Genomic DNA, 22,938 nt, shown 5'->3' with positions numbered 1-22,938 from the left:
GGGGTGGGGCGTCAGTGGACCGTCAGCGGCCCCGAAGCGCCCGCGAGCAGAGTCGTTCCCGTCAGACAGCGAGCACCGCGCAGCAGGGAGCAGACCATGACCGAGTACGCCGCCCAGGAGACCACCGCAGCCGCCGCCGTAGCCACCGTCGCCGCCGCGAGCACCGCGACCGCGTCCCGGCTGTTCGAGCCCGCCCGGGTCGGCCGCGTCGACCTGCCGAACCGCCTGGTGATGGCCCCCATGACCCGCAACCGCGCGGCGGCCGACGGGGTGCCGCTGCCGATGATGGCCACGTACTACGCGCAGCGCGCCACCGCCGGGCTGATCGTCGCCGAGGCGTCCACGCCGAACGCCGTCGGCCAGACGTACCCGAACATCACCGCCATCCACACCGACGCGCACGTCGAAGGCTGGCGGAAGGTCACCGACGCCGTGCGCGACGCGGGCGGCCGGATGTTCCTCCAGCTCCAGCACGGCGGCCGGGTCGGCCACCCCGACAACAGCGGCCACGTCCCGGTGGCGCCCTCGCCCGTACCGCTCCCGGAGCCGATCCACACCCCGGGCGGCCTCCAGGAACCGGTCGTTCCGAGGGAACTGACCGTCGAGGAGATACGCGCCACGGTGGCCGACTTCGCGGCGGCGGCGCGCCGCGCGGTCGACGCGGGCTTCGCGGGGGTCGAGGTGCACGCGGCCAACGGGTACCTGCTCCACCAGTTCCTCGGGCAGGGCAGCAACCGGCGCACGGACGAGTACGGCGGCCCGGTCGCGCACCGCGTCCGGTTCGTCGTGGAGGTGGTCGAGGCGGTCGCGGCGGAGATCGGCGCCGAGCGGGTCGGGGTGCGCGTCTCGCCGGGGAACACCGTCAACGGCATGGCGGAGGGGGACACGGAGGAGATCTACCGGGCGCTGGTCGCGGAGCTGGCCGAGATCGGTACGGCACCGGGCGTGGGCCGGGGCGCGGGGCAGGTGGCGGAGCCGGTCGCGGGGCCGGGGGCCGTCGCCGGGGGACTCGCGTACCTGCACCTCGTCTGGGCCGACCCCGACGAGCCCCTGTTCCACACGATCCGCGCCGCCTGGCCCGGCACGCTCATCGCCAACCCCCGCCTCCCGTGGGACGCCTTTCCCGAGGACGGCGGCCGCCCCGAGGCCGAGCGGCTGCTCGCCGAGGGCGCCGACCTCGTCTCGCTGGGCCGCGCGTTCCTCGCCAACCCCGACCTGGTGGCGAGGCTGCGGCAGGACGCGCCGCTCAACCCGCTCCAGGGCAAGGGCCTGATGTACGTGGGCGGAGAGGCGGGCTACACCGACTACCCGACGCTCCCCGCCCCGACCCCTGTCCCGGCCCCCGCCCCCGTCCTGGCCCCCGCCCCCGCGCCCAGGGCGGCGTGACCAGCGCGCCGGCCCGCCGCCCCGCCCGTCCGGGTGACCTGCGCCACAACGCGTCACAGGTTCGTGCCCCCTGGTGTCTTGAGGGCGAACCCGCGAAAGCGGCCCCTGAAAACGGAGGACACCATGGCTGAGAACGTGCAGGGCACCGACGTGGTCGCGAACGCGCAGGGCGGCACCGCCGTGGTCGTGATCGGCGGCGGGTACGCGGGCGTGATGGCGGCCAACCGACTGACCCAGCGGGCCGACGTGACGGTGACCCTGGTCAACCCGCGCCCCGCCTTCGTCGAGCGGATCCGCCTGCACCAGCTGGTCGGCGGCTCGCACAGCGCGGTCGTCGACTACCGCAAGGTCCTGGCCGAGCGCGTACGGCTGGTGGTCGACACCGTCACGCGGATCGACGCGGCCGGGCGCACCCTGCGGCTGGCGGGCGGCGACGAGGTCGGCTACGACTACCTGGTCTACGCGGTGGGCAGCGGCAGCGCCGACCCGCGCGTGCCAGGGGCGGCCGAGTTCGCGTACCCGATCGCGACCCTGGAGGAGGCGGAGCGGCTGCGTCCGGCCGTCGCCGCCGCGCCCGCTTCGGCCCCCGTGACGGTCGTCGGGGGCGGCCCGACCGGCATCGAGACCGCGGCCGAACTGGCCGAGGAGGGCCGCGCGGTGACCCTGGTCTGCGGCGACGTGCTCGGCCCCTACCTCCACCCGAAGGGCCGTCGCGCGGTCGCCGGTCGGCTCGCCGCGCTCGGGGTGACCGTGGTCCAGGGGGCGGACGCGAAGGTGGCGGAGGTGACGCGGGACGCCGTACGGCTCGCCGACGGGCGGCGGTTGGCGAGCGCGGTGACCATCTGGACCGCCGGGTTCGGCGTGCCCGACCTGGCCGCGCGCAGCGGGCTGAGCACGGACGAGCTGGGGCGCCTGCGCACGGACGAGACGCTGACGAGCGTGGACGACGCGCGCATCGTCGCGGCCGGCGACTCGGCCGCGCCTTCGGGGCTGCCGTTCCGGATGAGCTGCCAGGCGGCCGTCCAACTCGGCCCGCAGGCCGCCGAGACGGTGCTGCGCGGCATCGCGGGGGAGCGGCCCGCGCCGATCGACGTGGCGTTCGTCAGCCAGTGCCTCAGCCTGGGGCGTCGCAAGGGCCTCCTCCAGCTCGCGTCGAAGGACGACGTGGCGAAGAAGACCCACGTGGGCGGCTGGACGGGCGCGCGGATCAAGGAGCTCATCTGCAAGGGGACCGTGTGGCAGCTGGGTTACGAGGCCCGCAAGCCGGGCGTCCGCACCTGGTGGGGCAAGGACCCCAAGCGCGCGGAGCTGCTGGCGGCGGCGGGCGCGGACGGCACGGACGGCATGAACGGCACGGACGGCGTGGAGGGCGCCGGGGCCCGGCGGGTGCGCGAGGGGCAGGCGGCTTAAGGTCAACGGGCCCTGGCCGAAAGCCGATAGCCGGTGACCGAATGTCGCGGTCGGGGCCGAACGCCGACGAAAAGGACCCAGCAGTGGACACACCCGTGAACGCCCCCGAGGACAGAACCGGAAACGGAACCGGAACCGGAACCGGCAAGGGCACCGGAACCGGAACCGGGAGCGCGAACGACCGCGCCACCGAAGCGGCGACGGAGAGCTTCGTCGCGTACCGGAACCTGCTCTTCACCGTCGCGTACGAAATGCTCGGCTCGGCGGCCGACGCCGAGGACGTGCTCCAGGAGACCTGGCTGCGCTGGGTCCAGGTCGACGCGGAGCAGGTGCGGGACGAGCGCGCCTACCTCGTGCGGATCACGACCAGGCAGGCGCTCAACCGGCTGCGCACGATGTCGCGCCGCAAGGAGGCGTACGTCGGCCAGTGGCTGCCCGAGCCGCTGCTCACCGCGCCGGACGTGGCGGACGACGTCGAGCTGGCCGAGAGCGTGTCGACGGCGCTGATGCTCGTACTCGAAACGCTGTCGCCGACCGAGCGCGCCGTCTTCGTCCTGCGCGAGGTGTTCGACGTCGACTACGCGGAGATCGCGGCGGCGGTCGACAAGACACCCGACGCCGTACGCCAGATAGCGCACCGCGCCCGCAAGCACGTCGACGCCCGCCGCCCGCGCGGCCCGGTCTCCCCGGTCAAGACGCGCGCGGCCCTCGCCTCCTTCCAACGTGCCCTGGAGACGGGAGACTTGCAGGGCCTCCTGGACGTACTGGCGCCCGATGTCGTCCTCGTGTCCGACGGCGGCGGATTCAAGCAGGCGGCGCTGCGCCCGATCATGGGCGCGGACAAGGTGAGCCGCTTCATCGCCGGCGGCCTCGCCAAGTTCGGCGTGGTGTTCACCATGGAGCACACGACGGCCAACGGCGGCCCGGCCCTGGCCGTCCACATCGACGGCGAACTGGACGGCATCATCACGGCCCGCATGGACGACACCGGCATCACGGGCCTGTACTACGTCCGCAACCCCCAGAAGCTGACCGCGGTCGAAACGGAAACCCCCCTGACGCGCCACTGAACCGGACGGCCCGGCGGAACGCCCCCGCCCCGCCGGGCCCGAGTGGCGTGGCGCACTTTTGCAAGCGGGTGCTTGCAAGAGTTAGCGAGGGTGGTGCACCATCGGGGCATGGCATCACTCAACGTCGGCAGTCTCGGTGAGTACCTGCGGGAGCAGCGGCGCAGCGCGCAGCTGTCGCTGCGGCAGCTCGCCGATGCCGCCGGGGTGTCCAACCCGTATCTGAGCCAGATCGAGCGCGGCCTGCGCAAGCCGAGCGCCGAGGTGCTCCAGCAGGTCGCCAAGGCGCTGCGGATCTCCGCCGAGACGCTGTACGTACGGGCCGGGATCCTGGACGAGAAGGAGCGGGACGAGCTGGAGACGCGCGCCGTCATCCTGGCCGACCCCTCGATCAACGAGCGGCAGAAGCAGGTGCTGCTCCAGATCTACGAGTCCTTCCGCAAGGAGAACGCGCTCGACGCGGCCGCGGCCGCGGCAGAGGGCGCACCGGGCACGCCGGGCGCACCTGGCGCACCGGGTGAGGACACCGCCGAAGACGGCCCCCGTACGGCCGGCCCGGGTGATGCCGACCGCGCCGGGAGCGGTCGCACCGAGAGCGCCACGCGCGACACGGACTGAACCACAGATCTGCGATCCGGGAGGACCACCCTCATGGCCATCATCGACGACCTGCGCAAGACCCTCGCCGACCCGACCCCCCTCTACTTCGTCGCCGGTACGGCCGACCTCGCCGCCCAGCAGGCGAAGAAGCTCGCCGAGGAGGCGCCCGAGCGCTTCGAGCGGGTGCGGCAGACCGACCCCAAGGCCGTGCAGGAGAAGGTGACCAGCCAGGCCAAGGAGGCCCAGGCCACCTTCCAGGCCAAGGTCACCGAGGTGTTCGGCGCGTTCGACACCGACCTGAAGAAGCTCGGCGAGACCGCCCAGGACCTGGCGCTGCGCAGCGTCGGCGTCGCCGCCGAGTACGCGGTCAGGGCCCGCGAGACGTACGAGAAGGTCGCCGAGCACGGCGAGCAGGCCGTGAAGCAGTGGCGCGGCGAGGCCGCCGAGGAGATCGCCGAGATCGCGGTCGCCGTCGAGCCGGACGCCGAGTCCGACGCCGGGTCCGACGCCGAGTCGAAGGGCGGGACGGCCAAGGCCGAGGACGAGGCCGCCCGGGACGAGGCGGTCGAGGGCGACGCCGCCGAGAGCGCTCCCGCCGCGAAGAAGGCGCCCGCCAAGAAGACCACCGCCCGCAAGACCGCGGCCAAGAAGACCGCGCCCTCGGCCGAGTAGTTCCGTCGGCCGAGTGGTCCCGCCCGCCTCGCGGTCCCGCCCGGTACCGCGCGACGCGGTGCGGTGCGACGCGGCGCGAAGCGGTGTGACGCGGTCCGACGCGGTCCGGCGCGGCCGGGGCGAACGCCCCCCGGGCACCTTCCAGGGTGCCCGGGGCGTTCAGCGGGTACCTTGGCCGCGAGGCGCTTTACCCACTCTTGAGGCGGTGCACTTCACATGCTGCGCGAATCGTTCGACTTCGGTCTCTGGCTGATCCTCGACCTGCTCTTCCTCGGCTGCGCCGTGGTCGCGCTGATCATGGCCGCAGTGGCCCGCGAGGACGCGTACCGCGCCGCCGACAAGCAGACCAAGAACTTCTGGCTGATCATCCTGGGCATCACGACCGCCGTGAACCTGATCCCGCTGGGGCCCATGGCGCTGACCCTCCAGCTCGCCGGTCTCGTCGCGTCGATCGTCTTCTTCGTCGACGTGCGCCCCGCGCTCAAGCGGGTCTCGGGCGGCGGCCGGCGCGGCGGCTCCAGCAGCGACGGGCCCTACGGCCCCTACAACGGCGGCCGCTGAGCCGAGCCGGGGCCGATCCGGAAACCGCGCCGGGGGCCGCGCCGAGGGTTGATTCAGAGAGCCGGGCCGATGGCCGATCCGGCCGGTCGCCGCGTCGACCCGGCCGCCGTGGGCCCCCGGTCCAGCAGCAGGAGCGCCACGTCGTCGGTCAGCTCCCCGCCGTTCAGCTCCCGCACCCGCGCCACCGCCGACTCCAGCAGCTCCTCGCCGCGCAGCCCGCGCGCCAGCTGCCCGTCGATCATCTCGACCATGCCGTCCTGGCCGAGGCGCCGGTTCCCGTCCCCGATCCGGCCCTCGATCAGGCCGTCGGTGTACATCAGCAGCGACCAGGCCCCGCCCAGCTCCATCTGGCGGCGCGGCCAGCGGGCGTTCGGCAGCAGTCCCAGGGCCGGTCCGCCGTCCTCGTACGGCAGCAGCCGCGCGGCCTGGCCGTGGCGGGCGATCAGCGGCGCGGGGTGGCCCGCCAGGCAGACGCCCGCGCTCCTGCCGTCGGGCGCGATGTCGACCGTGCAGACGGTCGCGAAGATCTCCTCGCTCTCCCGCTCGTGCTCCAGGACCTGCTGGAGGGTGGAGAGCAGCGCGTCGCCGCAGAGCCCCGCGAGGGTCAGCGCGCGCCAGGCGATGCGCAGCTCGACGCCGAGCGCCGCCTCGTCGGGGCCGTGCCCGCAGACGTCGCCGATCATCGCGTGGACCGTGCCGTCGGGCGTGCGGACCGTGTCGTAGAAGTCCCCGCCGAGCAGGGCGCGCGAGCGGCCGGGCCGGTAGCGGGAGGCGAACCGCAGCGACGAGCCCTCCAGCAGCGGGGTCGGCAGCAGGCCGCGCTCCAGCCTGGCGTTCTCCTCGGCGCGCAGCCGCGACTCGGTGAGGGCGCGCTGGGCGTGGTCGGCGCGCTTGCGCTCGACCGCGTAGCGGATGGCGCGGCCCAGCTGGCGGCCGTCCAGCTCGTTCCTGAAGAGGTAGTCCTGCGCGCCCGCGCGCACGGCCGCCTCGGCGAGCTCCGCGCCGTTCTCGCCGGTGAGGGCGAGGACCGCGTGGTGCGGGGCCAGGCGCAGCACGTGCCGCAGGGCGCCGAGGCCGTCCCTGCCGCAGTCGGCGGGTGCGGGCAGCGCGAGGTCCAGCAGGATGCAGTGCACGTCGTCGGTGAGCAGCCGCTCGGCCTCGGTGAGGTTGCGGGCGGCGCGGATGCGGATGCGGATCCGGGTGCCCGCGGCGTCGAGCAGCTCGGGGACGGTGAAGGTGCCCGCGGGGTCGTCCTCGATCACCAGGAGGGTGAGGTCGCCCGAGGGGCCCTGCGCGCGGGTGCCGTCGTGCTCCCCGTGGCGCTTCGGCGCGGCGGGGGTGGCGGGTGCGGCGGCCGTGGTCAGTGGCGGCGGTGGTGGTGGCGGTGGTGCGGGCATGGGGCTGGTGGTCCTTCCCTCCCCCCGAGGGCGTGCGGGGGCACAGGTCTGGACCCCGCCGAGGGACATTAGCGGTACGGGGCTCGGATGCGGAACGGAGCGCGGGGCGAGGATGGTGGCATATGCCGCGTCCCGTGACGGATCAGGCGGGGCGGGGGCGTGGGCGGCCCATGACAAAGATCACGGCGCGTACGGGGCACGGGGGAGCCCCCGCCCCCGTCAGGAGCCCCGCCCCCGTCAGGAGTCCAGCCCGCTCCCGCCAGGAGCCCCGCCCCGCTAGGGGCGGACCACCCCGAGGATCGCCATGGACCCCGCCCCCGCGACCGTCACGTTCCGGCCCGGCCTCGGGGAGTGGATGATCGAGCCGCTGCCGATGTACATGCCCACGTGGCTCGCGTCCGCGTGGTAGATGATCAGGTCGCCAGGGCGCATGTCGCTGACGTCGACGCGCGGCAGCAGCCGCCACTGCTCCTGCGAGGTCCGCGGGATCGGCTGCCCCGCCGCCGCCCACGCCTGCTGCGTGAGACCGGAGCAGTCGAAGGTGTCGGGACCCTCGGCCCCCCACTCGTACGGCTTGCCGATCTGCGCCGTGGCGAAGGCGATCGCGGCCCTGGCCCGCGCGGTCGCGTTCGCCCCGCTGCCGCCGATGTCCTTGAGCACCCCGGAGCCGAGCCACGCCGCCTGTGCCCGGGACGCGCTGTCGCGCTCCAGTTGGGCCAGGCGCGCCCGCTGCTCCGCGGCCAGCTCCGACTCCAGCTTCTTCGCCGCGGCTATCTGCTTGTTGATCTGCTTCTTGGCCTTCGCCTGCCGGAGCCTGGTGTTCTCCAGCTTCTGCCAGTTGGTGCTCGCGTCCGAGGTGTACGTCTTCAAGTCCTCCTGGGTCTGGGTCAGTTGACCCAGGAGGTCCTTCGCGGCCTTCTGGCTCTGCTGGGCGAGGTTCACCCCGTCGAGGAAGAGCTTCGGGTCCCCGGAGAGCATCAGCTGGGCGCCCGCGGGCAGTCCGCCGCTGCGGTACTGGGCGCGGGCCTGCGCGCCCGCCTGGTTCTTCAGCGCGGCGATCCGCTTCTCGCCGTCCACGATGGACTTCGCGAGCTTGACGATCTCGCCCGACTGCTTCTTCGCCTGCTCCTCGGCGAGGTTGTACGCGTCCGTGGCCGCGCCCGCCTTCTGGTAGAGCGTCTCCATCTCCAGACGCACTTCCTCCAGGCTCTTGCCCGAGGCCGGGGGCGAGACGGGGGGCGGCGGGGGCTCGGCGGCCGCGATGCCCGCCGACGACACCAGCACGGTCAAGGCGCACGCCGCCGTGAGCGCGGCGGCAACTGCGGTACGGCGACGTTCCACCGATCCCCCTCCAGTTCCAGGCGAATTGAACAAACGCCACAAAAGTAAGAAATCCAATATCTGACTAACCGTCAGTAACTTATTGGGTCAGACGTGATGGTGCCATGCCCCCGGACAAAGAAACAGGGGTCGGTGGCATCGCACGGGTCGCCCGGTGCGTCACGTTCCCACGTGTGGGACGAGTGATGGGGGTGTGGCGTTCCCCCGGTGACGTTCGTCCGGGGAGGTTTGTCCCGCGTTCAACGGGCGTTCGGCCGCAGGGCCGCCCAGGCCACGGTGATCTCACCCTGGCGCAGGCGCCGCGCCCCGCCCCCGTGCGCCCCGTCCGCCAGCGGCCAGTCCGCCGACAGGTCGCGCGCCGTCCTGAGCCACCGCTGCCGCGCGCCCAGCGAGGCGTACGGGGCGGCCGCCGCCCACGCCCGGTCGAAGTCCCGCAGGAAGGCGTGGACCGGCTCGCCCGGCACGTTCCGGTGGATCAGCGCCTTGGGCAGCCGCTCCGCGAGGTCGGACGGGCGGTCCAGCGAGCCGAGCCGGGTCGCGAACGTCACCGTGCGCGGCCCTTCCCCGTCCAGCGCCACCCACACGTGCCGCCGCCCGATCTCGTCGCAGGTCCCCTCGACGAGCAGCCCGCCGGGGGCCAGCGCCCGGCACAGCCGCGCCCACACCTCGGGCACCCGCTCCTCGTCGTACTGCCGCAGCACGTTCGCCGCCCTGATCAGCAGCGGCGGCCGGTCGAGCGGCAGCTCGAAGCCGCCGTGCCGGAAGGTCAGCCCGTCGCGCTCGTACGGCTTCGCGGCGGCGACCCGCGCGGGCTCGATCTCGATGCCGGTGACCTCCGTGCGCGGATCGGCCCCCGCGCGCAGCCGCGTCAGCAGTTCGACGGCGGTCCAGGGCGCGGCGCCGTACCCGAGGTCGACGGCGAGCGGCGGCGCGGCGCAGCGGCGCAGGGCGGGGCCGTGGACGGCGGCGATCCAGCGGTCCATGCGGCGCAGCCGGTTCGGATTGGTGGTGCCGCGGGTCACGGTGCCGACGGGGCGCATAGTGCGAGGGTACGCGCCCAACCGGAACGTAATGATTCGGCAAAGCGGTGGCGGGGTCGGAAATGAAAGGAAGCATTCCGCTGTTCGAGGTCTCGGAGGGGGCGCGTGCGCCCCGTCCGTGCCGTGCCCGGAGCCAAGGCCCATGCCTGGAGCGAGGAGGACCGACCACGTGAACCAGTACGTGTCCCGGCTCGGCGGCAGCATCGTGGCGCCACGCATCCGCTTCCCCGGCCAGCACCTCGCCCACGGCAGGGGCGGCCGGCACAGGCCCCGGCGCATCGCCATGCTCAGCGTCCACACCTCCCCCCTGCACCAGCCCGGCACGGGCGACGCGGGCGGCATGAACGTCTACATCGTGGAGCTGGCCAGACGCCTCGCCGACCTCGGCATCGAGGTCGAGGTCTTCACCCGCGCCACCGCCGGCGGCCTGCCGCCCACCGTGCAGCTCGCGCCCGGCGTCCTCGTGCGGCACGTCGACGCGGGCCCGTACGAGGGACTGGCCAAGGAGGAGCTGCCCGCCCAGCTCTGCGCCTTCACGCACGGCGTGATGCAGGCCTGGGCCGGCCACCGCCCCGGGTACTACGACCTGGTCCACTCCCACTACTGGCTCTCGGGCCACGTCGGCTGGCTCGCCGCCGAGCGCTGGGGCGTGCCGCTCGTCCACGCGATGCACACCATGGCCAAGGTCAAGAACGCCGCGCTCGCCGAGGGCGACACCCCCGAACCCGCCGCGCGCGTCATCGGCGAGACCCAGATCGTGCGCGCCGCGGACCGGCTGATCGCCAACACCGCGGGCGAGGCGGAGGAGCTGGTCGGCTTCTACGACGCGGACCCGGCGAAGGTCGCCGTCGTGCACCCCGGCGTGAACCTGGAGCGCTTCCGCGTCGCCGACGGCCGCGCCGCGGCCCGCCACCGCCTCGGGCTGCCGCAGGACGCGCTGATCCCGCTCTTCGCGGGTCGCATCCAGCCGCTCAAGGCGCCCGACGTGCTGCTGCGCGCGGCGGCCGAGCTGATCGACCGGGACCCCTCGCTGCGCCGGCGCATGGTCGTGCCCGTCGTCGGCGGGCCCAGCGGCAGCGGCCTCGCCAAGCCCGAGGGCCTGCAGAAGCTGGCCGCGCGGCTGGGCATCGCGGACGTGGTCCGCTTCCACCCGCCGGTGAACCAGGACGGGCTCGCCGACTGGTTCCGGGCCGCTTCCGTGCTGGTCATGCCCTCGTACAGCGAGTCCTTCGGGCTGGTCGCGATCGAGGCGCAGGCGACCGGCACGCCGGTGGTCGCGGCGGCGGTCGGCGGCCTTCCGGTGGCTGTACGGGACGGGGAGACGGGCTTCCTGGTCGAGGGCCACGACCCGGCGGACTACGCCACGGCCCTGCACCGCTTCGTGGCGGACCCCGCCCTCGTCGACCGGATGGGCGCGGCGGCCGCTTCGCACGCGAAGGCGTTCGGCTGGGACGCGGCGGCGGCGGCCACGGCGGAGGTCTACACCGACGCGGTGCGCGAGCACCGCCGTCACGTACGCTCGCACCATGGCTGAGGCACGGGACATCCTCGAAGCGACCCTGAAGGACGCGGAGCTGGAGTGGGAGAGCCCGAAGCCCGGCTCGTACGTGGTGAAGCTGCCGGGCACCCGCAAGCTCTCCACCACGGTCTCGCTGATCGTCGGGAAGCACTCGCTGTCGCTGAACGCCTTCGTGATCCGCCACCCCGACGAGAACGAGGCGGGGGTCCACCGCTGGCTCCTGGAACGGAACCTGCGGCTGTACGGGGTGGGGTACGCGGTCGACGGCCTGGGTGACGTCTACCTGACCGGCAAGCTCCCCCTGTCGGCGGTGACCCCCGCGGAGATCGACCGGCTGCTCGGGGTGGTCCTGGAGGCGGCGGACGGCGCGTTCAACACGCTGCTCGAACTGGGGTTCGCGAGTGCGATCCGGCGGGAGTACGAGTGGCGGGTGTCGCGCGGGGAGTCCACGCGAAACCTGGACGCGTTCACCCACTTGACGCGCCCGCGTGCCTGACGCGGCAGTATGAGCCGAACAGCCCGCACGGTTGACAAACCGCCACTAGAGCACCGGAAGGGCTCAGGGGCCGCCTCCCAGCCACACCCGCCGCCCCATCTCGTCCAGCTCCGCCTTGAGCTGCTCGCACTCCGGAATGGCCCGGCGGAGCAGCCGCCAATAGTCCGGCCCGTGCCCGGACACCCGAATGTGGGCCAACTCGTGCGCGATGACGTAATCGACCAGCCGTATCGGGAGCTGGAAGACGGCCCAGTGCAGTGCCATCTCGCCTTCCTGCCCGGCTCTCCCGGGCAGGAAGGTACCCCACCGCTGGCCGAGATCCCGCACCTTCACCACGGGCTCGGCGACGCCGAGGCGCCCGGCCCACGGCTGGAGCCGGCCCCGTGCCCAGTCCGCCCCCACCCGCCGGTACCAGCCGACGAGCGCCGTCCGCCCGACCACCGGATCGGTTGCGTCGGCCCTGGCCAGTTGCAGCCGTCCGGCCCTCAGCCGTACGCCATCCCCCGCGTTCTGCCCGTCCACCAGCAGCAGCCGGTAGGCCCGTCCCAGATAGCGGAACTCGGTCCCGTTCAGTAGTTCCCGCGAGGGGTGGGCGGGCCGGAACCGGTCCCGCAGGCGTGCCTTCTCCGCGATCCACCCCGCGTGCGCCTCCACGAACTGCCGGGCACGCGCCTCCCCGCATTCCACCGGGGCGCGTAGCGTCACTGCCCCGTCCCGTTCGACGGTCAGACCCAGCCGGGTGCGCCTGGTTGTCACTCGGACCCGTAGAACCACCTCTCCGACGGTGAGGAGGTCACCGTCGGAGAGGTGGCGGGCAGGCAGGGCGGCAGGCATCAGCGGATCGGAGGACGGCACGCCGCCATTGTGCCTACCGCTCGCTCTTGAACGCCTGAAGGTGTTCCTGGACGTGATTCACGATGTGCCGGGCGACCACCTTCACCTCCACCTGCGTGTCACCGGTCGTCGCGCTCAGTCCGTCCCCGCGGAGCCGCTCGGTCAGATGGGCGGTCAACAGGGTCACATGCTTGGACTTGCCCTGGTACGAAACGGGCCGCACCGTCTTGCGGACCACCTCGTACACTCCCGCCGACAACCTGCGCAGCTCGGCCGGTTCCGGCTCCACGATCGAGGGAGCGGCGTCGATCCCGCCCTTCAGCCAGCTGTGTACGCGCCTTTCCAGCGGCCCCGCCCCGGCCAGCAGCGGATCGTCCTCCTCTTCCTTCCTGGCCTGGTCGATCAGCTTGGCCAGCTCGTCCACGCGCCAGCGGGCGTCCATGTTCTCCAAGACGTCCTTGAGCGCCTTGGACAACGCCCGGTACTTCGTCTCGTCCTCCCGGCGGGTGTGCTCCTCCAGGTGGAAACGGAGCGCGTGCTCCATCTCGGCCGCCGCCTCACGTGGGTCCTCGATGTCCCGTACGTCGGAGTCGAACGCCGACGAGAGGATGGACACCGGCGGAATGACCTGGGTGATCTCCGGAGCCTCCAGGTGCTCAGCGATGAGCGCACGCACCTTGCGCCCGTAGTCCCGCAGCGGGAAGCCACCGCCGGGAGTGTCCCGGTAGTGCTGGCGGACGCGCTGCTGGAGCAGTGCCCACCGGGTGGCGTCTTCGAGGAAGGCGAGCGATTTCTCGTGCGGCAAGACGAGCTCCAGGAAGCCGAGGAAGTCCTTCAGACGCTTGTCGAAGAGAGCCCGGTCGTTCTCGTCGTTCAAGGCGAGCATGGCGCGCGCCCGGCCGCCCCGACTGTCCAGGTCGGTGATGTCCATGCCGGAGAGGAATTCGCGAACCTTCGTGGCCGCCGTCTGGGCGTCCACGATCGCTTTCTCGATGCCCGGCAGGCTCGCCCGTACGGCAGTGGCTTCCCTGCCGTACCCGGACAGGGCGTCGCTCAACGGGGCGAGCACCCCGTAGTAGTCGACGACCAGGCCGCCCTCCTTGCCGGGCGCGGGCCGGTTCACACGGGCTACGGCCTGCAACAACTCGGCGTCCCGGATCGGGCGGTCCAGATACAGCACCTGCTCGATCGGCGCATCGAAGCCGGTCAACAGCATGGACTTCACGATGAGGAAGGCGACCGGGGCGTCCTCGGGAATCCCAGGCCGTACGGGCGGGTCCGGAACGGCCTTGCTCCACGGCAGGCCGGCACCGGCGGCCGGGCGCGCAGGGGCGGGCTGAGCCACGTGCGTGAGCGCCCAGGGGTTGTCCCGGGGAAGCTCCGGCAGGTCTTCGAGGAACCGTTCGATGTGCGCCTGCTGCCGGGACTCGTCCGTCCACTGGCTCCAGCCGCCGTCCTTCTTCTTCCCGGCGGAGATGACCGGTACGAACTCCATCCGCCGGATGACGGCCTGGTTCCGCCAGGCCCAGTACAGGACCCGGTCCTCCGGACTGAATTCCTTCAGCGGCACTCCCCTGAACCGCTCGGGAAAGCGCCCGTCGGGCGCGAACACGGCCACCCGCTCCAGCAGTTCCGCCCGGGCCTCGTTCAGCGCGTCCCGGTAGGCCACCACCGCCGGGCGGCTGACCGCCGCCACCTGCGCCTTGAACCCGTCGGGCAGAACCCGGGTCACATAGTGCTCCAGCATGTCCTTCGCCTTCGCCCGGATCATCGGCAGGGACTCGGCGACATCGCGCTCGGTGGGCTGGCTGTACTTCTTCCGGAGAGCCTTGCGCTGCTCTTCGGTCCGGTCGGCGATCAGGTTCTCGAACTTGACGTCGAGCGCCTCGCCCTTGCGTACGTCGGCGGGCCCGGTCCGGCCTTCGTACCGGATCGGGACGACGACCTTGTCGAGCTCGGCCTCCGCCATCTTGTACGTGTCGATGAACGGCCCGAAGATCCGCTCGGTGTCGCGGAGCTTGCCCTCCATGATCGGAGTTCCGGTGAAGCCGATCCGTGCCGCGTTGGGGGCGGCCTGGCGCAGGCAGGCGTGCAGCATCGAGGTGTGCGAGCGGTGCGCCTCGTCAACCAGGACGAGGACCTTCGTACTGTCCGTGCACAGGGGGTAGTAGGGCGGTACGACGACCTGCCCCGCCTTCTCGGAGCTGCCCTGCGCAGCTTCCGCTGCCTGCTTCTTGCGTGCCTTTCGGTACTCCTCACCGAACTCCCGGTCGTCCCCGCCGTCCTGCCCAATGCTCCCGGGGAAACCAAACTTCTGGATCATCGAGAAGATGACATGGCGGCCACCATCCCGCAGCATCCCCTCGATCTCGTTCCGCTTCTGTGCGGTCTTCACCGACCGCCCGCCGCCGGTCCTGATGGCCGCGTCCAGCTGCCGCTGGAGCTGGGTGCGGTCGGTGACCACCAGCAGCGTGAAGGAGTTCAGCTCCACATCCCGGCTCATATGCAGCCGTCGCGCCAGGAAAGCCATGGTGAGGCTCTTTCCGGAACCCTGGGTGTGCCAGATGACCCCACCGCGCTCGTCATGCGTGGCACCCGGATCGAGCGGCGTACGACGCTCACGCAGCCGCGCCACCATCTTCTCCACGGCGCGGTACTGCTGATGCCGGCAAACCACCTTGATCTTGGGCGCCCCACCGCTGGCTCCGGTACCGCCACCGTCCCGCTTCTTCTTCGCCTTCTTCTGCTTCAGCGGCATCGGAAATACGTAGTGCCGCAGGATGTTGAGCAGATTCACTGGCTTGAGGACGGCAGCCACCAGCATCTGCTGCTCACTCGGCTCCTCCCCGGCCTCCAACAGCCGCGGCTCACAGCCCACCTGCCGCAGTGCGTTCCTGAGGTCGCCCACCTTCTCGTAGTCCGGCTCCACGCTGCGCCACGGCGCGTAGTCCCGCTCCCGCGAGGTGATCGTCCCCAGGTACGCGGTCTTGCCGGATGCCGCGATCAGCAGCTGCACGGTCCGGAACAGCTCCGGAATGCCACGCGGCGCGGTGCGCGTATCGCGCTCCTCCTCGTCGTGCTCCGGCTGGAGTCCGGCGTACGCACGCAGGTCCCGTACGGCAGCCCGGACCGGATTCTGAAGGTCCGGGCTCTTGCACTCGACGACACCCACCGGAATACCGTTGACGAACAGCACAAGGTCCGGAATCTCCTCGAACCCGGCGGCGGTCCGCACGCGCAGCTGCGAGACCACCAGAAACTCATTGCGGCTGGTGGCCTTCGCCTCGTCCTCGATGTCCCAGTCGATGTACTGGACGAAGACGTCCTGCGCCTTGAGCGCGGCAGGCCCGCGCATCTTCTTCGAGCCGTGCAGCAGCAACTCGGTCGCCGCGAAATTGCCTTCCTTCAGGTTCCGCCCCTGCGGCCCGATGTCGGTCCCCGCGAGGTCGGCGATCGCCTGCGCGGCCTGCACCTCCTCGACCCACTCGGCGTCGGTCTCGGCTATCCGGTTGACCCGCCGCACGGCAGCACGCAGCCGTCTTTTGAGGAGTACGTCCGTATACGCGCGCCCCTCGTCAGCGAGATCCTTGCCCCGCACATGAGTCCAGCCCATCGACTCCAACTGCTGGATGAACGGGCCCTCGACCTCGTCCCGCTCGACCTCACTGCGCGCCACGCCCCGCACCCTCCGCCGCTTCTTCACGTGGAGCCATTGTGCGGCAGAGGCACGGAAGCTGAACGTGATCACACCAAACCGAGGCCACCGGGATGCGGACCGGTGACCTCGGCGGACGTACGGCTTGCCCTACTCGACCTCTTCCTCGCCTGCCGTCTCCGGGCCTTCGGGAAGCCGCGCTCCCCTGCTCTCCGCGACCCGTACGGCGTCGGACAGCGCCTCGGTCAGTCGCGCGGACAGAAACCGGAGCTGGGCGGCGTCGACCTTCGGGTCGTCGATCAACTCCCTTGCATGCCCAAGAAGTTCATTCCCCATCCCCAGCTGTACGGCCTCGACCTGATCGGCGATCCGCGACACGTACCCGCCCGCGTCATCGGTGAGCACGTAACAGGGCTTCCCCTCCGGTCCGGCCCACGGCAGCAGCCGCGCGATGCGCTCTTCGGTACCCATCAGGCGGCCCCCACCCAGTGGATGTCCCGCGTATCGAGATCGATCCCGAAGGTCGCGAACCAGAGCGCTTGCCGTCGCTGCTGCCGCAGCCGGTCCTCGTTCGTCACGTGTTCTTCGTGAGACCGCAGATACGGGCGTACGAGGAACGAGTCCTCGCCCCGCAGTGGTGGGGCCGGAGCGGGAGAGGGTCGGGTCGCGCCCAGGAGTACGGTGCGGTGATCCGGGGCCTGTGCACGGCGGGCGCGGTACGCCACTCCCACGCGCCTGTGCCGCCCTCGGGCGGGGATGAGCAGCCTCAGCAGCTGCTTGAAGAATCGGGCGATACCTTGGTACATGTCGACCTGCTTTCTCAGGTTGTCCATGCCTCCGGGCCGTTGACGCGGCCGCGGGGGTTTTGCGTAGGTACACGTGGCACGCGGTGACGCCGCCCGGTAGCTCGCCCACAGGGAGGTCACCCTGCATGCCGCCACGGCTACGAGTGTACTAGCAGAAACTCTGCGAGTTGAGAAATTCTACGACTCGTAGCCTAGTTGTGCGCCTGGCAGACTCGTCAGGACGAGGAGGAGGGCTCATGAGCATGGGATATGCCTTGGTGGTGCGCTTCGTGCTGCACGATCAGCGGGCAGCAACCGCCTTTGACCAGTTGTGTGTTCGAACCTTGGAGGGCATCAGAGAAGCCGAGCCCGGAACGTTGTCGTACGTGATCCACGAGCCGGTGGGCGAGCCGCTCGTCCGCGTCTTCTACGAGCTGTACCGGGACCGCTCTGCGTTCGAGGCGCACGAAGAGCAGCCGCACACCCGGTACTTCCTCAAGGAACGGGAGCAGTACCTCTCCGAGGTCGAAGTAACGTTCCTCAACCAGATCGACGGAAAGGCGGCGGCGTAATCGTGTCCTCGGAGAGACGCCGGGCCTTCGGTAGGCGAGTGGCCGAACTGCGAGGGCAGCGTGGTCTCACGCAGATCGAATTGGCTGCCCGGATTGGGCGCACGGCAAGCTGGATGTCCCAGGTGGAACGGGGAATCCAGCCGGTCAACCGACTTGATGTGCTACGGCTGCTCGCGGACGGTCTCGGTGTCTCTCTTCAGATACTCCAGCCCGAGGCAACCGGCTCCGCTGAGCCCGGACCCGCGGACGGGAGTACGCCGAGCGACCTGGACCAAGCTCGCTTGTTGATCTCCGGGCACGCAGCACTCGATGTGCTGCTCATTCCGCGCGAGGACACCCGTCCTGAACTGTTGTCGGAATTGCGTGAGGAGGTCGACGAGATCTGGGAGCTCACGCATGCCGGTCGCTTCGCCGAACTGAGCGCGTCTCTCGGGCTGTTGGTGCCTCGCCTGGAACGCGCTACCCGCACTACGTCCGCTGCGGACCAGCAGACGGCTCACAGCCTGTTGGCTCGTACCTACCAGGCACTTGCAGCCGCTTTCGTGCGACAAGACGAAGGCGACGCGGCGTGGGTAGCGGCAGACAGGGCGATCAGGCAGTCCGAGCTGGCCGGCGACCCGCTCGGAGTCTTCGTCGGCGTTTTCCGTTTGGTCCACGCCTTCGTGCGGCTCCAACACCTGGACCAGGCCGAGCACGCGGCGGCCACCGCCCTCAATGCCCTTGCCCCACATGCTGAACCTGACACGACGCCGCCCGAGGAGCTGTCGGTACTCGGCTCGCTTCACCTTGCGTTGGCGCTGGTTCATGCGCGAGCCGGAGAGCGGACGAGCGCACGCAGCCAGGTCGACAAGGCGCGAGCGGTAGCAGCACGCATCGGTGCCGAACGGAACGACTTCAATTTGGAGTTCGGCCCGGCCAACGTTGAGGTCCAGGCGATCTCCACGGCAGTGGACCTGGGAGACGCCGGAGAGGCCCTCGACCTCGCCAAGAACTTCAACTCCGAACCACTCTCCGCCGAACGCCGCTCCCGCCTACTCCTGGACGTCGGCCGCGCGCACGCCCAGCGCCATCAGGGCGGCGACGCGCTGGAGTGTCTGCTGCGGGCGGAGGAGATCTCCCCCGATTTGATCCGCGGGCATGTGGCTGCGCGGAACGTCATTCGCGAACTGATGTTGCTGGAGGGGCGGGGTGCTTCGCCGGAGCTGAGAGGCCTGGCGGAGCGGGCGGACGCGATGGCGTGATCCAGCGGGTACGCAATGTCAGTACCAGTCAAACTCGACCTGTGAGCCCGCCAGATCGTCTCGAAACTATCTTTCTGAGCCACGAGTTTCGGTCTTAAATATTCCTCGAAGAGAAACGGGCAGTGCTTGGCCTTGCTGTCCATGGAAGAGGAGTGTGGCCCATGGGGAAGAATGTAGCTCGCTACAAGAAGGCTCTGTTGCGGCGTGCAAGGTTGATTGCTTCCCAGGTCGGAAGCGGAATGGGGCAGGCGATAGGGTCAGGTCTGATCCTGGTTGCACTGACTGGTGGCTCGCAAACGGTTATTGCAGTGAACTCGGTAAATTGCGGCATCCAGTCGGCGTCCCTCGGTTAGTCGGTTTGCGATTGGTGAATGAGTTTATCCCCCCTCTCTGTCGCAGGGGGGATAAACCGGTTAGTGATCCATCAGGAGATCAGCCAAGATTCCATTTCTGATTGCTTTGAGCTTTGCCTGCTCAGATCGCATGGCGGCTTGGTGCTCTTTTGCCGCTTCGGAAAATTCGATAACAGTTCGTTGGGTTGCGGGTGGAGGGCAGGGGATCGGCATTTCTTTTAGTTGCGTGGAGTTAATTGATGCCAGATTGGTCGTCTGTTTGGCGACCTTCAGAAAGTATCGACGCCCAGGCCGGGAAGATGTGTAACGTTCGAGGAAGCGTGGGTCCAGAGGTGACTCGCAGGTGACTCGAAATACGTGATTCTGGTGGAGGCACGGGTCGATCCTTCCATCCCACAGGGCGCCTCGTCCCAATTTGTCAATATCTCCCCCTTCGGTGAGTAGGAGATCTCCTTTTTTGACTCGGTATCTCTCGACTTCGCTGCTGAGTACCTGGGTCGACTTCATGTCGGTGCAGTCGATGTGTCCATCTTGGACGTTAGCCACGCGCAAGTAGGGGAGGCTGATAGCGGCACCTGCTGGGATGTCGCGACCTAGAGTTACTCCGCCAGACACTCTGGCGATGTTGCTCAGGAGGGTGTACTGGGATGCTGGAATTTTGGCAATTAGCTGCTCGATGGCTTCTGAGGAAATAAGAGACCTTTTGTGGGTCTCTGTGCTGATGAGTAGCTCGCTTTCTGTGAGTGATTTAGAGATCTTTGCGATTCTATTCTGATGTTCCATCGGGATGACCGGGAATTGCAGGGCGGAGAATCGGTCTCCGCCTAGATGTGCGATGCTCGTGGTCTTCTTGGCGATAGACGCAAAGACGCCAGTGGCGAGCCAGTGGCTGAAGATGATCTGTGCGTAGTTGGGGAGCACTTGCGGGCCCGGCCTGAATCTCACCAGAGTGTTCTGGAAGCAGAAAGCCCCCGCCGGCCCGTCGTAAATTGCGCTGCGGCCGACGAGTTCGAGACTTTGCCCCTCGTTCAAGAGGATGTCTCCAGGGCGAAGGCTGTACGTCTTGCGCTCAGCAGACGTGAACCCCATCGTGTTCACGTCGGAGTAGTCGATACGGCCGTCGAACACGTTCGCCACGCGCAGGTATGGGTACTGCTGCCCGGTGGTCCGGCTGGCTGGGGAGAGCTGCTTGCCCATGCGAACTTCGCCGAGTTCCCGGATCGGGACCCAAGTGACCTCAGAATTAGTCCGCATAACCGAGCTCCTTCAGGAAGTCCTCCAGCGTTGCGGTAGCCTTCGCGCGCCGCGCTTCGATGTCTCGCAGCGACACCACGTACTTCTCCTCCCATGCTTGGTAGGCCGTTACCAATTCACGTCGCCTGCGAGACATGTGACCTTCCAGCTTTGACGCGAGGTCGGCGCGGAGGATTCCCAGGACTACCCCGCGCTCGCCCCGCGCCTCTGCCAGTGCGACGCGTGCCTGCGTCAAGCCGGGATCGGGGAGGGCCTTCGTCGGCTCGGGAGGTACGTCCATCAAGGCCTGCTGGGCGTCCGAGGGGGAGGGCGTCGATGCTGCGGCAGCAGGTTTCTTCGGGTGGTGGGCCGACTCCAGAGGCCAGAAGTCGTTCTCCAGCTTCTTCACCGCCGCGTTGGCCTTCGTACGGTCCTTCTTCAGGGCGGCCAGGTCCTCCGCGCTGAGGAGCGGTACGGGCAGGGCCAGGTCCGCGTCCGGTGAGGAGTCCGATTCGTCAGAGGCGGAGGCAGAGGCGGAGTCGGAATCAGGGTCGGTGTCCGCTGCCGACGCCGCAGCGGCTGCAAACGCCGCCTCCGCCTCCTGCGCCTGCTTCCACTTCCCGTCCAGCTCCGCCTTCCGCGCGTCCGCCTCCGCCAGCTGACGCAAGAAATCGGGGGCGATGGCCGCGACCACCTTGTGGTCGTACGCCTGCCGCCGCTCCGCCCCCGTCCGCTTGCGCGTGCCGCCCGTTCGTGGGTCGCGGTCGGGCTGGAGCATGCCCTCGACCGTTTCGACCCAACCGTTCACGACTTCCCCGAAGCCGTTCCCGGCCAGCGCCATCAGCTCGTACTTCGCCTCGTGCCACCAGCCCGCGACCGCGCCCGCCAGCGCGTACCGGTCGAGCAGGCCGACCTTGCCGAGGCGCTGCGTGAAGGTGCTGATCAAGTCGGCTCGCAGGCGGGCGAGTTGGGCCTTGCGCTCGCTGTCCGTGCGGTCGTCCTCGGGGCCCTCCGGCGGAGCCAGATTCGCGATGGCGTCCGATTCCGTCGTCCACCACTCCTCGAACGCCTCCAGCAGCTCCTTCTCGCGCGGTGCCGCCAGCTCGGCCAGCCGGGCTGCGTCCGGACGTTCGCCCTCCGGCAGGAAGTCGACGTACGCCTCGCCGTCCGCACGCGGGACGAAGAGGGCGGTGTTTCGGATTCCGTACGCTCCGAGGATTTCCGATCGCGCCTCGATCTCTGCGACGGGCACCCCACCCTGTAGGTGTGCGCGTACGTCCTGCGGTTCTGGCGGCGGGGTGTTGTCCACGTACCGGCGGATGTTGAGGTTGTAGTTGTTCTCGCGGATTTCGTCGAGCGGGACCAGGCGCGCGAAGTCGGTCCCGTGCTGGCCCGGCTTCGTCGCGTGGTCCGTGGCGTGGAAGGTGGAGACGATCTTCTCGACGTGTTCGGGGAGCAGGATGTTCTGTGCGCGCTCGGAGTGGAATTCGCGGTCCGCGTTGATGAAGAGGACGTGACCGGCCCGGTCGCTCGTCTGCGGCTTGCCGCCCGCACGCAGGACGAGGACGCACGCCGGGATGCCCGTGCCGTAGAAGAGGTTCGGGGCGAGGCCGATGACCGCCTCGATCAGGTCGGCCTCGATCAGCTTCGCCCGGATCTTCTCCTCCGTGCTGCCCCGGAAGAGCACCCCGTGCGGCATGACCGTGAAGACGGACCCCTCGGCGTCTGCCGCCATCGCCAGCATGTGCTGGAGGAACATCAGGTCGGCCTTGCCGCGCTCCGACGTCTCCCCGTACGACATCCGGTCTTTGATGTCTTCGATCGCGGAGGCGTCGTAGTCCATCGAGAAGGGCGGGTTGCTCAGCACGAGGTCGAAGTCGCGCTCCTCGTGCAGGGGATTACTGAGGGTGTCCCCGGTGTGCAGCTCGAAGTCGTGAGCCCCGTGGAAGAGCATGTTCATGGTCGCCATCACCCATGAGCCGCTGTTCGCGTCCTGGCCGGCGAGGAAGAGGTCCTCCGAGTCGCCGCCGTGCTCGTCGATGTACTCCTTGGCGTGGATGAGCATTCCGCCGGAGCCGACGCACGGATCGTAGATCTTCATCTTGGCGTGCGGTCTGGCCAGCTCCACCATCATCCGCACCACCGCACGCGGGGTGTAGAATTCGCCGCCCTTGCTGCCCGCCGAGTCCGCGAACTCCTTGATCAGGTACTCGTACGCCGCACCGATCATGTCGGGGAACTCGAAGTCCTCGCCGCGTAGCCGCAAGGTATTGAAGTGCTGGATCAGGGCCGCCAGCCGCTGGTCGGCGAGCTTCGCCGAAGCGGCGCCGCTGCCGGAGCCGCCGCCGATGCGGTTGAAGTTCACGTGCTGGAAGAGTCCTGCCAGCTTTTCGTTGCCCTCCTGGGCCTCCAGCTTGTCCAGCGCATCCCGGAGGTAGGAGGTGGCAATGTCATCGACCGCCCCCAGCAGGTGCTCCCAGCGGGCCTTCTCCGGTACGTACAGCACACGGCGGACGACGTACTTGTCGACGTTCTCGGCCTCCTTCGCGGCAGCCTCGGGAGAGACCCCACGGGCGAGCTCCTCGTGGAGGATTTCCTCGTGCGCGGCCTCGAACTCGTCATTGACCCGCTTCAGGAACAGCAGGACGAAGATGAAGTCCTTGTATTCGGCGGCATCCATGGTGCCGCGCAGAATGTCCGCCGCCGCGAAGAGGTGGCGCTCAAGTTGGGCGAGCGTGAGCTTTGCCACGGAAGGAAGCTCCCTGCGCTGTTGTCC

General features: G+C 69.8%; 18 protein-coding genes. 10 read left to right on the top strand and 8 right to left on the bottom strand.

The features are described 5' to 3' along the window. Positions 1–231 precede the first annotated feature (231 nt). The 6 genes from ACIBNE_RS08540 (at position 232) to ACIBNE_RS08515 (ending at position 5,696) form a co-directional block, all read left to right on the top strand. Positions 232–1,386, top strand: coding sequence for an alkene reductase (locus ACIBNE_RS08540; protein WP_399271268.1), 1,155 nt, complete (start codon positions 232–234; stop codon positions 1,384–1,386). A 123-nt stretch (positions 1,387–1,509) separates the two neighbouring features. Further along, positions 1,510–2,796 carry an NAD(P)/FAD-dependent oxidoreductase gene (locus tag ACIBNE_RS08535; RefSeq protein ID WP_399270709.1) on the top strand — a complete coding sequence of 429 codons (1,287 nt, stop codon included), beginning with the start codon at positions 1,510–1,512 and terminating at the stop codon, positions 2,794–2,796. An 83-nt stretch (positions 2,797–2,879) separates the two neighbouring features. Further along, positions 2,880–3,866, top strand: coding sequence for an RNA polymerase sigma-70 factor (locus ACIBNE_RS08530; protein WP_399270708.1), 987 nt, complete (start codon positions 2,880–2,882; stop codon positions 3,864–3,866). A gap of 108 nt (positions 3,867–3,974) precedes the next feature. Then, a complete protein-coding gene (locus tag ACIBNE_RS08525) occupies positions 3,975–4,481 on the top strand; it encodes a helix-turn-helix domain-containing protein (RefSeq protein ID WP_399270707.1) in 507 nt (168 codons plus the stop codon). A gap of 33 nt (positions 4,482–4,514) precedes the next feature. Beyond that, positions 4,515–5,135 (top strand): hypothetical protein, encoded by a 621-nt coding sequence (locus tag ACIBNE_RS08520; protein WP_399270706.1) that lies wholly within the window; start codon positions 4,515–4,517, stop codon positions 5,133–5,135. Positions 5,136–5,351: 216 nt separating this feature from the next. Continuing rightward, positions 5,352–5,696, top strand: coding sequence for a DUF2516 family protein (locus ACIBNE_RS08515; protein ID WP_399270705.1), 345 nt, complete (start codon positions 5,352–5,354; stop codon positions 5,694–5,696). A gap of 53 nt (positions 5,697–5,749) precedes the next feature. On the opposite strand, the gene ACIBNE_RS08510 is transcribed toward ACIBNE_RS08515, so the two are convergent. The 3 genes from ACIBNE_RS08510 to ACIBNE_RS08500 form a co-directional block, all read right to left on the bottom strand. Next, positions 5,750–7,162: a PP2C family protein-serine/threonine phosphatase gene (locus tag ACIBNE_RS08510; protein ID WP_399270704.1), complete on the bottom strand. Its 1,413-nt coding sequence runs from the start codon at positions 7,160–7,162 to the stop codon at positions 5,750–5,752. Between the two features lie 207 nt (positions 7,163–7,369). Next, positions 7,370–8,434: an NlpC/P60 family protein gene (locus ACIBNE_RS08505; RefSeq protein ID WP_399270703.1), complete on the bottom strand. Its 1,065-nt coding sequence runs from the start codon at positions 8,432–8,434 to the stop codon at positions 7,370–7,372. Positions 8,435–8,673: 239 nt separating this feature from the next. After that, positions 8,674–9,474 (bottom strand): class I SAM-dependent methyltransferase, encoded by an 801-nt coding sequence (locus ACIBNE_RS08500; protein WP_399270702.1) that lies wholly within the window; start codon positions 9,472–9,474, stop codon positions 8,674–8,676. Positions 9,475–9,643: 169 nt separating this feature from the next. Here ACIBNE_RS08500 and mshA point away from each other — a divergent pair, with 169 nt between their 5' ends. Beyond that, a complete protein-coding gene (gene mshA / locus ACIBNE_RS08495) occupies positions 9,644–11,008 on the top strand; it encodes a D-inositol-3-phosphate glycosyltransferase (RefSeq protein WP_399270701.1) in 1,365 nt (454 codons plus the stop codon). Then, entirely contained in the window at positions 11,001–11,489 is a 489-nt protein-coding gene (locus tag ACIBNE_RS08490) for a YbjN domain-containing protein (RefSeq protein WP_399270700.1), read from the top strand. The genes mshA and ACIBNE_RS08490 overlap by 8 nt, the downstream gene beginning before the upstream one ends. A 63-nt stretch (positions 11,490–11,552) precedes the next feature. Here the strand turns inward: ACIBNE_RS08490 and ACIBNE_RS08485 are convergent, their stop codons facing one another. The 3 genes from ACIBNE_RS08485 to ACIBNE_RS08475 form a co-directional block, all read right to left on the bottom strand. Continuing rightward, positions 11,553–12,344 (bottom strand): M48 family metallopeptidase, encoded by a 792-nt coding sequence (locus ACIBNE_RS08485; RefSeq protein WP_399270699.1) that lies wholly within the window; start codon positions 12,342–12,344, stop codon positions 11,553–11,555. Positions 12,345–12,357: 13 nt separating this feature from the next. Continuing rightward, positions 12,358–15,999 carry a type I restriction endonuclease subunit R gene (locus tag ACIBNE_RS08480; protein WP_399270698.1) on the bottom strand — a complete coding sequence of 1,214 codons (3,642 nt, stop codon included), beginning with the start codon at positions 15,997–15,999 and terminating at the stop codon, positions 12,358–12,360. A 129-nt stretch (positions 16,000–16,128) separates the two neighbouring features. Further along, positions 16,129–16,449 (bottom strand): hypothetical protein, encoded by a 321-nt coding sequence (locus tag ACIBNE_RS08475; protein ID WP_399270697.1) that lies wholly within the window; start codon positions 16,447–16,449, stop codon positions 16,129–16,131. Positions 16,450–17,020: 571 nt separating this feature from the next. Between ACIBNE_RS08475 and ACIBNE_RS08470 the strand changes: the two genes are divergently transcribed. Beyond that, on the top strand, positions 17,021–17,335 hold the full coding sequence (locus ACIBNE_RS08470) for a putative quinol monooxygenase (protein WP_399270696.1): 315 nt from the start codon (positions 17,021–17,023) through the stop codon (positions 17,333–17,335). A 2-nt stretch (positions 17,336–17,337) separates the two neighbouring features. Beyond that, positions 17,338–18,576 (top strand): helix-turn-helix domain-containing protein, encoded by a 1,239-nt coding sequence (locus ACIBNE_RS08465; RefSeq protein WP_399270695.1) that lies wholly within the window; start codon positions 17,338–17,340, stop codon positions 18,574–18,576. Between the two features lie 413 nt (positions 18,577–18,989). On the opposite strand, the gene ACIBNE_RS08460 is transcribed toward ACIBNE_RS08465, so the two are convergent. Both ACIBNE_RS08460 and ACIBNE_RS08455 read right to left on the bottom strand, forming a co-directional pair. Continuing rightward, complete coding sequence (locus ACIBNE_RS08460; RefSeq protein ID WP_399270694.1) at positions 18,990–20,183, bottom strand: restriction endonuclease subunit S; 1,194 nt, start codon at positions 20,181–20,183, stop codon at positions 18,990–18,992. After that, positions 20,173–22,911 (bottom strand): N-6 DNA methylase, encoded by a 2,739-nt coding sequence (locus ACIBNE_RS08455; RefSeq protein WP_399270693.1) that lies wholly within the window; start codon positions 22,909–22,911, stop codon positions 20,173–20,175. Before ACIBNE_RS08455 ends, ACIBNE_RS08460 begins: the two co-directional genes overlap by 11 nt. Between the last annotated feature and the right edge of the window lie 27 nt (positions 22,912–22,938).

It is taken from the genome of Streptomyces sp. NPDC050504 (genome assembly GCF_044458065.1).
Taxonomy (GTDB): domain Bacteria; phylum Actinomycetota; class Actinomycetes; order Streptomycetales; family Streptomycetaceae; genus Streptomyces.
Note: the sequence above shows the minus strand (reverse complement) of the source record. Positions and strands in the feature narration are given on the sequence as shown.